Source organism: Actinomyces oris (assembly GCF_001553935.1).
Classification (GTDB): Bacteria; Actinomycetota; Actinomycetes; order Actinomycetales; family Actinomycetaceae; genus Actinomyces; species Actinomyces oris_A.
In genome coordinates this window covers 934675-946396 of record NZ_CP014232.1, presented here as the reverse complement: position 1 = coordinate 946396, position 11722 = coordinate 934675, and the positions used below count along the sequence as shown (strand labels likewise).

At 65.7% G+C, this 11722-nt stretch carries 10 protein-coding genes; 3 read left to right on the top strand and 7 right to left on the bottom strand.

From position 1 onward, the window contains the following. The 3 genes from recR (at window position 1) to AXE84_RS04030 (ending at window position 3522) form a co-directional block, all read left to right on the top strand. A complete protein-coding gene (gene recR, locus AXE84_RS04040; RefSeq protein WP_003788101.1) occupies window positions 1-609 on the top strand; it encodes a recombination mediator RecR in 609 nt (202 codons plus the stop codon). A gap of 334 nt (window positions 610-943) precedes the next feature. Next, window positions 944-2446 carry an aspartate kinase gene (locus AXE84_RS04035; protein ID WP_060956937.1) on the top strand — a complete coding sequence of 501 codons (1503 nt, stop codon included), beginning with the start codon at window positions 944-946 and terminating at the stop codon, window positions 2444-2446. Further along, window positions 2443-3522 carry an aspartate-semialdehyde dehydrogenase gene (locus AXE84_RS04030; protein WP_060956936.1) on the top strand — a complete coding sequence of 360 codons (1080 nt, stop codon included), beginning with the start codon at window positions 2443-2445 and terminating at the stop codon, window positions 3520-3522. The genes AXE84_RS04035 and AXE84_RS04030 overlap by 4 nt, the downstream gene beginning before the upstream one ends. Window positions 3523-3638: 116 nt before the next feature. Here AXE84_RS04030 and AXE84_RS04025 read toward each other — a convergent pair whose 3' ends face one another. The 7 genes from AXE84_RS04025 to AXE84_RS04000 all read right to left on the bottom strand — a co-directional run bounded on the left by AXE84_RS04025 (window position 3639) and on the right by AXE84_RS04000 (window position 11720). After that, entirely contained in the window at window positions 3639-4391 is a 753-nt protein-coding gene (locus tag AXE84_RS04025; RefSeq protein ID WP_060956935.1) for a hypothetical protein, read from the bottom strand. A gap of 400 nt (window positions 4392-4791) precedes the next feature. Further along, entirely contained in the window at window positions 4792-5547 is a 756-nt protein-coding gene (locus AXE84_RS04020; RefSeq protein WP_060956934.1) for a potassium channel family protein, read from the bottom strand. Between the two features lie 151 nt (window positions 5548-5698). After that, on the bottom strand, window positions 5699-6502 hold the full coding sequence (locus tag AXE84_RS04015; protein WP_060956933.1) for a hypothetical protein: 804 nt from the start codon (window positions 6500-6502) through the stop codon (window positions 5699-5701). Window positions 6503-6608: 106 nt separating this feature from the next. Further along, window positions 6609-7532 carry a hypothetical protein gene (locus AXE84_RS12800; RefSeq protein ID WP_150116243.1) on the bottom strand — a complete coding sequence of 308 codons (924 nt, stop codon included), beginning with the start codon at window positions 7530-7532 and terminating at the stop codon, window positions 6609-6611. Window positions 7533-7977: 445 nt separating this feature from the next. Beyond that, window positions 7978-8949, bottom strand: coding sequence for a hypothetical protein (locus AXE84_RS04010; protein WP_060956932.1), 972 nt, complete (start codon window positions 8947-8949; stop codon window positions 7978-7980). A 385-nt stretch (window positions 8950-9334) separates the two neighbouring features. Further along, entirely contained in the window at window positions 9335-10312 is a 978-nt protein-coding gene (locus AXE84_RS04005; RefSeq protein ID WP_060956931.1) for a hypothetical protein, read from the bottom strand. A gap of 217 nt (window positions 10313-10529) precedes the next feature. Further along, complete coding sequence (locus tag AXE84_RS04000) at window positions 10530-11720, bottom strand: Fic family protein (protein ID WP_081093053.1); 1191 nt, start codon at window positions 11718-11720, stop codon at window positions 10530-10532. Between the last annotated feature and the right edge of the window lie 2 nt (window positions 11721-11722).

Below are 11722 nucleotides of genomic sequence, written 5' to 3'. Positions count from 1 at the left end.
ATGCCCGCCGTCTACGAAGGCGCCGTCCAGGACCTCATCGACGAGTTCGGCGAGCTGCCCGGTATCGGCCCCAAGTCCGCCCAGCGCATGGCCTTCCACGTGCTTGCCGCCGACGCGGCCGCCGTCGAGCGCCTCATCGAGGCCCTGCGCGCCGTCAAGGCCAAGGTCCGTTTCTGCGAGACCTGCGGCAACATCGCCGAGGCCCCCCAGTGCGCCATCTGCCGCGACCCCCGCCGCGACCAGCGCGTCATCTGCGTCGTCGAGGAGCCCAAGGACGTCGTCGCCATCGAGCGCACCCGCGAGTACCGGGGGCTTTACCACGTGCTCGGCGGCGCCATCGACCCCATCAACGGCGTCGGCCCCGACGACCTGCGCGTGCGCGAGCTCTTCAGCCGTCTGGGGGACGGCGAGGTCGAGGAGGTCATCCTGGCCACCGACCCCGACGTCGTCGGCGAGGCGACCGCCGCCTACCTCACACGCATGCTGCGCACCATGGCCGTGCCCGTCTCCCGGCTCGCCTCCGGCCTGCCCGTGGGCGCCGACCTGGAGTACGCCGACGAGGTCACCCTCGGGCGGGCCTTCGAGGGCCGACGCCGCGTCGAGGACTGACCGCCCCGGTCAGGGCGGGAGGGCCAGGCCCGGCACACTTCGACCAAAACTTCAGAAACGACGCGGCTCCGGGTCGATTTTGAAGATTCTGTCGAAGTGTGAGTCGCGGGGTGTGAGTCGTGGGGTGTGGGGCAGCGCGGCGGTCCGTGGACTGGGCGCTGCGTGCCGCGTGATGTGCAGGCAACACGGCACGCCGTATGATTGCCCCAGCCACGTCGTCGTGGGCGCCGCGCTGCGACGGCTCCATCCCCGGAAGCCCCTGCCAGGACGCCCGCACCGGCGCGGAGCACCTGATGCTAGACACGCACTGATTCCAGGACCCGAGGAGCGCCACATGGCACTGGTCGTCCAGAAGTACGGCGGCTCGTCCGTCAGCGACGTCGACGCGATGCGGCGCGTCGCCCGGCGCATCGTCGCCACCCGCCAGGCCGGTAACACGGTCGTCGTCGTCGTCTCCGCGATGGGGGACACGACCGACGAGCTCCTCGACCAGGCCGCCGCCCTGACCACGGACGCCCCCGCCCGCGAGATGGACATCCTGCTGTCCGCCGGTGAGCGCATCTCCGTGGCCCTGCTCGCCATGGCCGTCTCCGAGCTCGGCGTCCCGGCGCGCGCCTACACCGGCGCCCAGGCCGGCGTCCTCACCGACTCCAAGTACGGCAAGGCCTCCATCGTCGGCGTGCTGCCCGAGCGCGTGGCCCGCTCCATCCAGACCGGCTCGGTCGCCATCGTCGCCGGCTTCCAGGGCATCAACGAGGTCGAGGACACCACCACCCTGGGCCGCGGCGGCTCCGACACGACCGCCGTCGCCCTGGCCGCCGCCCTCAACGCCGACGTCTGCGAGATCTACACCGACGTCGACGGCCTGTTCACCGCCGACCCCCGCATCGTCCCCACCGCCAAGCGCATCGAGTCCCTCTCCAGCGAGGAGACCCTGGAGCTGGCCGCCCACGGCGCCAAGATCCTCCACCTGCGCGCCGTGGAGTACGCCCGCCGCTTCGGGGTGCCCCTGCACGTGCGCTCCTCCTTCTCCGACAAGACCGGGACCTGGATCTACGACGGCCGCCGCGAGGGCGCCTTCGTGCCCTCGGTCGTGGCCGCCCAGCTCGACGACGTCGTCGCCGCCGACACCGACAGCGCGCCCAGCGCCGCGAGCCCGGCCGCCTCGCAGACCGAGGGAGCCGCCTCCGCCTCACCCTCAGACCCCGCCGGGCTCGACGAGGGGCCCTCGGCCTCCGTCGTTGACACCGCGCACCGCAATGCCATCGCCGCGCGGGCCCAGGCCCGCCCCCGCCCGTCCGCCAAGGAGGACCACGTGGAAGCCCCCGTCATCTCCGGAATCGCCCACGACCGCAGCCAGGACAAGATCACGCTCGTGGGCGTGCCCGACGTCCCCGGCGCCGCCGCCCGCATCTTCGCGATCGTGGCCGGCACCGACGCCAACATCGACATGATCGTCCAGGACGTCTCCGCCGAGGGGACGGGCCTGACCAACATCTCCTTCACCTGCCCCGACGGCGACTCCGCCGCCGCCCGCGACGCCCTCGAGGCCGCCCGCGAGGAGCTGGGCTTCCGAAGCCTGCACTTCAACCCCGACATCGGCATCCTGTCCCTGGTGGGGGCCGGCATGCGCTCCAACCCGGGGGTCTCGGCGCGCCTGTTCGGCTCGCTGAGCGAGGCCGGGGTCAACATCCACATGATCTCCACCTCCGAGATCCGCATCTCGGTGGTGGTCGACGACGCCGTACTCGACGAGGCCGTGCGCGCCGTCCACTCCGCCTTCGGCCTCGACGCCCAGGCCGCCGAGGCGGTCGTCTACGGAGGGACCGGACGATGAGCAATCCCGTGAACACCTACACCGGAGTGGCCGACGGCGTCTGCGTCGCCGTCGTGGGGGCCACCGGCCAGGTCGGCCGCGTCATGCGCGCCATGCTGGCCGAGCGCGACTTCCCCGCCCGCTCGGTGCGCTTCTTCTCCTCGGCCCGCAGCGCCGGGACGGTCGTGGACTTCCGCGGCGCCCAGGTCGAGGTCGAGGACGTCGCCACCGCGGACCTGAGCGGCATCGACGTCGCCATCTTCTCCGCCGGGGGCGCGGCCTCGCGCGAGCACGCCCCGCGTTTCGCCGAGGCGGGGGCCGTCGTCGTCGACAACTCCTCGGCCTGGCGCAAGGACCCCGAGGTGCCGCTCGTGGTCAGCGAGGTCAACCCGCACGCGCTGCGCGAGCGCCCCAAGGGCATCATCGCCAACCCCAACTGCACCACCATGGCGGCCATGCCGGCCCTCAAGGTGCTGCACGAGGAGGCCGGGCTCATCCGCCTCATCGTCTCCACCTACCAGGCTGTCTCCGGATCGGGTCGGGCCGGGGTGGCCGAGCTGGCCGGGCAGGTGCGCGCCGTCGTGAACGAGGACATGGAGGGCCTGGCCCTGGACGGGCGGGCCGTCGAGTTCCCCGCGCCGGAGGTCTACGTCGACACCATCGCCTTCAACGCCGTGGCCTGGGCCGGGAATGACGCCGGTGACGGCTCCGGTGAGACCGACGAGGAGCAGAAGCTGCGCAACGAGTCCCGCAAGATCCTGGGGATCCCGGACCTGCTGGTCTCCGGCACCTGCGTGCGCATCCCGGTGTTCTCCGGCCACGGGCTCAGCATCAACGCCGAGTTCGAGCGCGAGATCAGCGTCGAGCGTGCCCGCGAACTGCTGGAAGCGGCTCCCGGCGTCACCTACGAGGACGTGCCCAGCCCCCTCAAGGGCGCCGGCCGCGACGGCACCTTCGTGGGGCGCCTGCGCGCCGACCAGGCCTTCGCGCCGGGGCACGGCCTGCAGTTCTTCGCCGTGGGGGACAACCTGCGCAAGGGCGCGGCCCTCAACGCCGTCGAGCTGGCTGAGCTGGTGGCCGCCGAGCTGCGGGGCTGACTGGGTCCTCTCTTTCGCCGAGCCGGGCACTTTTCGCGTGAGGCGACCGTTCTACGGTCGGGCTGCGCGAGACGTGCCCGGCTCGGTGCCTGCGGACTAGGCGTCCGATCTGAAGTTCACGATGCCTCCTTTGGTGAGGTCTCGGAGCTGGTGTCGGATTCCTCGGCCTCATGCGCGGTGAGGTCCCGAGGAAGGAATAGGGGGCCGATGATCGCTGGCGTGAAGAGAATGAGAACGAAGACGGCGCTTGCGTTCGGAAAAGGTGCATGGGTAGTGACACCGTGGATGGAGATGAAGGCGATCAAGCAGATCATGGTCGCTGTGGGGGAGATGGACGCCAGTAAAGTGATGAACAGGCCGGCTGCGAGCCAAAATATTACTGTGTCGTTGTTCGTGGCTGCCTGAGTCTGTTCGATCTGCGATGACTGGGGTGATGGTTTAAAGAGGGCGAGAACGACGATGATTCCGGTTGCGGCTGCGGCGATCCGTGCAGGATGGAGAGTGTATCGCCACCCACGTATGCGCGGGTGCCACGAGCGTATGCGCTCTCCCATAATGAGAGCGAGCGCCGCTCCCAGGAGCAGGCCGGCGAAGAACCATAGAGTCCTGTAAGCGAGATAAAGGTCGCTCGGCCCGTCGCTGCTATAGGGTGCCAGGATGCTCACTGTCAACAGCATCGCCCCAGAGGTTGCCAGGCTGGGTGGGTGATTCCAGGTGACCCATGGGAGAAGCATCAGAAGAGGGATGAGGATCAATGGGTTTCCGGGGTGATCCGCGCTTGTCGTGGAGGCGAGTAGCGACGCGAAAACTGCTGTGAGCGCCATAGCGAATGGGGGTCGCACCTGTTGAAGTGACTCGTTGCTCTTCATGAATCTCCTTTCGTCGTTACCTCGAGGTGTGGTTGACGGTGCGGTGGCGCCTGAGCCATGAATGTGCTCGCGTTCTTCGGGGAATTTCTGTGTGACAGACCTGAGTTTCTTGTGGCTGAATGCGGTGAGGAGTCAGACGGTGGCTGTGATGACAGTGCCCACGATGGCTGCTGGTATGCGAAGTGCGTGGAGCGCTTTTCCTCGTTGTTCGTATGGCGATGCCGTTCTTCTCAGACGGCTGCGGAGGATGTGTCCAGTCTGCAAGGTACCGCCGTCAGTGCAGGCGCGGTCGGTTCCTCGATGAGTAGCGTAAACCGTCCAGGGTGATGGTTATGGCCTTTCAGCGGGTTGGACACCGACTCGAGGAGATAGACCGACGTCGGACCGGAAGTGTCGACTGCTATCCACGGTCCGAGTCGCGTTCCGCCAGAAGACGGTCGATACGCTCACTCAGCTCGCTGACCTGCTGCTGCAGGGCTGCCACCTGCGCCTGCGTGGCGGCCTCCTGCTCGGCGTTCTCCTCCTCGACCAGCGAGACGATCCACGAGGCCAGGGTCGCCGTGACGACGCCGGCGAGTGCCACCCCACCGATCATGAGCAGCGCCGCGATGAAACGACCCTGCGTGGAGAGCGGGAAGGTGTCGCCGTAGCCGACGGTGGTGATCGTCGTCAGCGCCCACCACAGGGCCTGGCCGAAGGACTGGATCGAGGAGCCCGGCTCATGACGCTCCGCATCCAGCACGGCCAGTGCCGAGGTGAAGATGAGCAGGGCGGCGCTGCCGGCCGTATACAGGGTGATGCGCCCCCGCAGCGCGGTGCCGGCGCTGCGCTGCATGATGCTCACGAGCGTCACCAGGCGCAGGAGCCTAAGCGGCCGCAGGATCGGCAGGACAATGATCGCCAGGTCGGGCAGGTGGCGGAGGAACCAGCGGCCCCGGCTCGGCGCCAGGACCAGGCGGACAAGATAGTCGAGGCCGAACAGTGCCCACACGGCGCCGATCACGAACTCGGCCGTCTCCTTGGCGCCGCCCTGTGCGTTGGTGAGTACCTCCCAGGCGTAGGCGCCCAGGAAGACGACGGCGGCGCCGGCCAGCGGCCACTCCGCGGCCCGCTCCCACGCCCGCAGCCGAGCGTCCGGGCTGATGTCAGTCGGCATGTTTCGATGGTAGACGGCGCCTCGGTTAAAACTGTGTAGGCCTCACCGGTGGGGCATTTTTGCGCGGCCCGGGCCGTCGACGCCGGCGTTGTCGGCCCCGGTGGCGGAATCCTCGGCTTCATGTGTGGTGCGTAGATGCTGAAAAGAGATGTCATTCTTCATGGGTGTCCTTTCCCTGTGGGGAGATCTGAGAGCCTGTGGCTTGGCTCGACGTGATCGGTCGTGGCTTCTTGTAGTGGTACATGGTGAGCAGCCCGGCTGTGGCGGAGATGGCGAGAAGTGGGATGGGGAGAATGTCGGCCAGGTAGGTACCCGCCGCCTCTGCGTTGTCGAAGGTGTAGTAGCGGCCGAGGGTGATAGCCAGATAGATCCACGAGATGAAGGGCACCATGCCGGCAAGCGAGGTCATTGCGAAACCGCAGAGGAATGTGATAATAGACATGCTGGTCTGTCCGGGTGTCGCCCATAAGCGAGAGGGTGAGGTGCTCACGAGTGGTGCGGACGCCAGGAGGCTGGCAAGTACTGCGACCGCGATTCTCCCAAGGAGCTGGTCCGTGATGCTGAGAGTTGAGTGATGCTTGCTCGTGCGGCTGATGGTGGTGCATGTTGCCGCGGCCGATCCGCACATGATTCCAGCCAGGATCCACAGGATGGGAGAGATCTCCGAGAGGGTGCTCCGTCTATGTTCACTGTCTGCTGGCATGATCTCACCCACGAGGGCGGCGACAGTGAATACTGCGCTTGTCGCCCCTTGTGCTTGCGGGGAATTGTAGGTGACCACCCCTGCGGAGACTATCCAGAAAACAACGGCGGACAATGCGTTGAATGAGTCGATTGAAAATGATGTGGAGTCGGGGTCGAGGCTATGCAGTTCCGTGAGTGCGATGATGGCGAAGGCGCTGAGCGCAACTGCGACCGGCGCCTGCAGTGGCCGGAACGGTTGGATCTCATTCATGTGGCGATGCTGCTCTTCCTAGAGTTTGAGAGGTTGGCGTGCTGTCTGAAAGATTCCTCACTGCTCGCCGCGCCCTTATGGCCTGGCGAGTGTGAGGATCTGCGACTCAGCTCGACTTGCGTGACCATGGATTTCTGAGGCTGTACATGGTGAAGAGGCCGACGGTAGCCGCTATCGCGATCAGCGGGAAAGAGATTACTTCAACGCTGACATCTCGATTTTGCTCCGAGCTGTGTGTGATGTGAATCCATGTCAGTGTGATTGCCAGGAAGGCGGCTGGGCCTATGGGTGAGATGACTGCGAGCGCAGTCAGGGAGAAGCCCGAGAGGAACATTAATATCACAGTTCCCGCATTGATTGTGTGGGCGCCTGAGTAGTAGGAGCTAGAAGCTATTATCCCTATGAGTGGGAAGATGCAGGCCAGTGTGGCGCCGATGATTCTATCGAGGTGGAAGATGCTGTCGATCTCGTCTGGGGTTCGATCGGCGTGATGGGATAAGGTCCAAGCGGTGGCAAATGTTGCCCCGCACATAATCCTAGAAAGAGTCCACAATGTTGGTCCGATCGAACCGAAATCGCCGTACTCGATGTCGGGAGTAAATCCAGATTCTCGTTGCATCCGTCTTGCTTCGAAGGCCGTTAAAGCGAGTTCTGATTGCAGTTTAGTTGCTAGGAAAGCCGTCAATGTAAATGTCATGCTTGAGGCTGCTTGAGCTTGTGGAGATTTCCAGGCTGCGACGCTGATGCATAGCGCCCAGAAAATGATGGAGAAAACATAGAACTTAAAGTTTGTCCTATTGGGGTCGGCGTCAGCCTCATGTAAGTTGGTGACGGCGAATACGATAAAAATACTGAGGACTACCGTGATCGGCGCCCGAAGTGACTGAAGAGGATTGCTATCGCCCATGTCGTATCTCTCTTTTTTTATGAAGGTGCGCAGGTGCTGGCCGTGGGGGATCGGAGCGCATGTGCGGTTGCGTTCAACCGCCCTGGGATGTCGTCGAAAAGTGTAGTGAAGAAACTCCTTCACGTCGGAGTGTGCGTCTACCGAATAATGGAAAGCGATGATGTCGGGACAACTGCCGTTGCCGCGCGAGGGGCAGGGGCCTGTGATGCGGAGGCAGGCGTCTCAGGGGCGGCGGATATCACCCTCTCGTGGGGGCTGCTCGTCCCGACTGGGGGCCTTCGACGCCGTCGGGGACATTTCGTTGTGGTCGGGGGTGTTCGACGCGGTCGGGGACCGGAATCCTGTCCCCGGACGCGCCGGGTGTCCCCGTCCGGAGCGGCGCGCACCCGGCCGCGCGGAATGTCCCTGGCCGCAAGGGGCGGGAGGTCGGACAGCGCCGGCAGAAATGCGGGCGTCAGCGTTAAGTGATGGGTGTACATCTCATGGGAGGGGGTTCTCTTCCCGGGGCTGGTCGTGGTCAGCGTCTGCGTCGGGCGTCGACGGTGGGGCCAAGTGGTGGATGCGCCACTCATGGGAGAGGGGTCCCTGTCTGGGACTGCTCGTGACCGGGGTCCGTGTCGTGATGTGGTGGTTGGTGAGTCGGATTCGTCTCAGCCTCCGATGTCGGGGCGTCGGCCGTCTCTTCCTGCTCGACTGAGGCTCGTATCAGCTGTGCGGCCCGCCAGACGTCGTCGATCCGGGCCTCGACCCGGGAACGGGCGTCGTTGAGCTGTGAGGACTTCACCGTCAGGCCGAGCTGCGAGAGGAGAACTGGTCTGGCCGGCTGGGCGGCGCCGGTGGGTGGGGCATAGACGGCTTGGACCTTCACGCGACCCCAGTATGCCGGGACCTCCTGGATGCTGAGGTCGTTGCGGCCGGAAGGCAGGGGGAGGAAGAGAGGAAATGATTTGACAACCGCCATGCACTGCGGCGTCAGGCACACCGCGATCTTCTCCCGACGCGAGGAGGCCGACACCAATGCCGCAAACAGTCCGATGGTAAGGCAGACCGTGCCTATGACGGCAGCCTGCTCCAGCGCTGGGGTTGAATCGTCGGGGATCAGGAGGTGTGGGATGGTTATTGCGATAGCTGGGTATACCTCGGCCAGCATGACCGCAAGCACCGCCAACAGCATGCCCACGACGCGCCTGCTTGGGCTCTGGGAGATGTGAAGGAACCGTGCCGATGCGATATCGCGATGGGTGACCGTCGAGTCCTTGGGTAAGCGCTGGTCCGTGCCCCTGAATCCGGAGAGTGCACCGAAGATCGTGGCGAACAGTATGAAATTGTAGACGGTCATGACGCCGATCAGAACGGATAAGGACTGCAACTCCAGATTCCCGTTTTCGTTGGCGACGAGTTCGGTCAGAGGGTTCGGGATGGAGGGGGTCAGGAGCAGGGCGGCCGGGTAGAGGAATATCATACCGACGGTAGTGAGAGCACACAGGCTCCCGAGCGCCTTAGATTTAGTGGTCGGGTGTGAACGGATGTAGATCTCCATGGGGTGCCTTCCTGAGAACTGATGGCGGGTCGGTTGTGGCTGGCGAGTCCAGTCTGGGGGTGGTGGGCGCCTCACGCCCATGGGGACCGTTCTCCCCGGGTGGCATTTGACGCCGTCGGGGGCATTTCTGCGCGGCCGGGGGCGTGTCCTTCCGGCCGGGGGCGTTCGACGCCGTCGGGGACCGAAATCCTGTCCCCGGACGCGCAGGATGTCCCCGCCCGGGGCAGCGTGCACCCGGCCGCGTGGAATGCCCCCGGCCGCACTGTGCAGGGCTGGGTGGGGTGGCGGATGCGCCGTTCGTGGGAAGGGTGTTGTCTGTCGGGGCTGGTCGTGGTCGGCGTCTGCGTCGGGCGGCGACGGTAGGGTCAAGTGATGGATGCGCCACTCATGGGAGAGAGGTCTTTGCCTGACGCTGGTCGTGACCGGGGTCCGCGTCCTGATGTGGTGGCTGGTGAGTCGGATTTGGTGCGGGTTCCGACGTCGGGGCGGTGGTTGTCTCCTCCTGCTCGGGTGGGGTGCGCACCAGCTGGGCGGCCCGCCAGACCTCGTCGAGCCGGGCCTCGACCTGGGAGCGGGCGTCGTCGAGCCGCGAGGGCTTTACCGTCAGGCCGAGCCGCGGGATGATGACTGGCCACCTTTGCTCGGCGTTTCCGGCGGGTGGGGCGTAGACGGCTCGGACTGTCACGCGACCCCAGAGTGCTGGAACCTCCTGGATGCTGAGGTTGCTACGGCTGGAAGGCAGGGGGAGGCCGGATGGAAACGGTTTGACGACCGCCATGCCCCGTGGCGTCATACACACCGAACCCAACCGCCGGCGCGTGCCAGCCCATGCCAATGTCAATGCCACGATTAGAACCATGACAAGGGCAGCCACACCCAAAAAGGTGCTCTTCTCCAGTTCCGGGGTGGAATTGTTGGGGGTCAGGAGGAGTGGGATGAATGGTACGTCAACTGGGGAGGTCGCTAGCAGTATGCTTGCGAGTGTCCACTGCAGCATGCCCATGGTGCGCCTGCTTGGACTCTGGGCGATATGGAGGAACTGTGCCGACGTGATATCGCGGTGGATCGCTGTCGTGTCCTTGGGCAGCCGCCGGTCCGTGCCTTTGAGGCAGGAGTTCATCCCGAAGTAGAAACCGGTCAGTGCGACGCCGAAGACGGTCGGGATGCCGATGAGGACGAATAATGACTGCAGTTCCAGATCCCTATCGTTGTTGGCGATAGCCGTCTCAAGAGAGGTCAGGGAAGAGCCGAGCGGAAACGCGGCGAGTATGTAGAGGCATATAGCCCCGATGGTGGCCAGGGCACACAGGCCCCCGAGTACCTTGGTCTTGGTGGTGGGGCGGGTGCGGATGTAGATCGCCACGAGTCACCCTCCTGAAAATTGATAGCAGGTCAGTTGCAGCATAGTTGGATCGGTGGGGGCGTTCGACGCCGTTGGGGACGTTTCTGGACGGCCGGGGGCGTTCGACGCCGTCGGGGACAGCAATCCTGTCCCCGGACGCGCAAGGTGTCCCCGCCCGGGGCGGCGTGCATCCGGCCGCGTGGAATGTCCCCGGCCGCAAGAGGCGGGGCGGGCGGGCTCAGGCGAGCAGGACCTTCAGGACGGCAGGGGCGGCGAAGCGGCGAGGCTGCGAGCCGGTCTCGACGACGTCGAGCACCCCGATGTCAGTCAGCTGGGCAACCAGGCCATTGGCTCGCCCGTACGAGATGCCGAGGGCCGCCTCAACCTTACGCACCGTGAAGCTCGGATTCGCGACCGCGAAGTCGACAAGGTCAAGAGCGTGCGCGGACCGCAGGCTGGAGGCGCGCACCGTCTCCTTGAGGCTCTGGTGCGCCGCGGACAGGGCGAGCATCTGATGACGTGTGCTGGTGGCCGCCGCGGCCAGTCCCTGCGAGAAGAAGGCCAGGAAGGTGTCCCAGTCGCCGTGGGTGCTGACTCGCAGCAACGCGTCGTAGTACTCGGCGCGACGCTCCTCGAACCACGGCGAGACCGTCAGCGTGGGTTCGCTGAGAACACCCGAGCTCAGGAGAGTGAGCACGACGAGGAACCGCCCCAGGCGCCCGTTGCCGTCCCGGAAGGGGTGAAGCGTCTCGAACTGGTAGTGGGCCATGCCTGCGGCGATGACCGGGTCGATGTCTCCCGTGTGGTCCTGATGCAGCCAGTCGACGAGGGCTCGCATGCCGGCGCGAAGAGGATCCCCGGGCGGTACGGGAACGAACTGGGACGCATGGATCGGGTTCGTGCTGTGCGCACCGGTGCGGCGGCCGATCATGACCTGGGTGTCGCGCAGGCGACCTGAAGCGGACTCAAGGGGAGTGCCCCGCATGAGCTCGCCTTGAAGATCCTCGATCAGCGACAGGGTGATAGGACGCCCCTCCTGCGCCCACAGGAAACCGCTGTTGGCCATGCGGACGTAGTTGAGGATCTCTGTCATCTCGGCGGTCGCGGGGGCGTCGTCGTCGGCGGTGAGCACCTCGCGAAGGGGGGCGTATGTGCCCTCCAGGGCCGACGTCGACTGAGCCTCGCGCCGTAGAGAGGGGGTTCGCAGCAGGTAGGGGTTCGGCAGCTGCTGGGCCGTGGCGTCGAGGGCGGCCAGTGCGCGCCCGGCTGCTGCCACCATCCGGTAGGTGCCTCCGCTGATGGATGGCTCATCGGAGCCGAGTGGGGTGGGGATGAAGGCCTTGTGCTGCCAGCTGCCGGTCACCGGGTCGGAGCCGGTGATGTCGACCAGTTCCCCCATGGTGTCGTCAACGAACATGCTCACGTCCATGA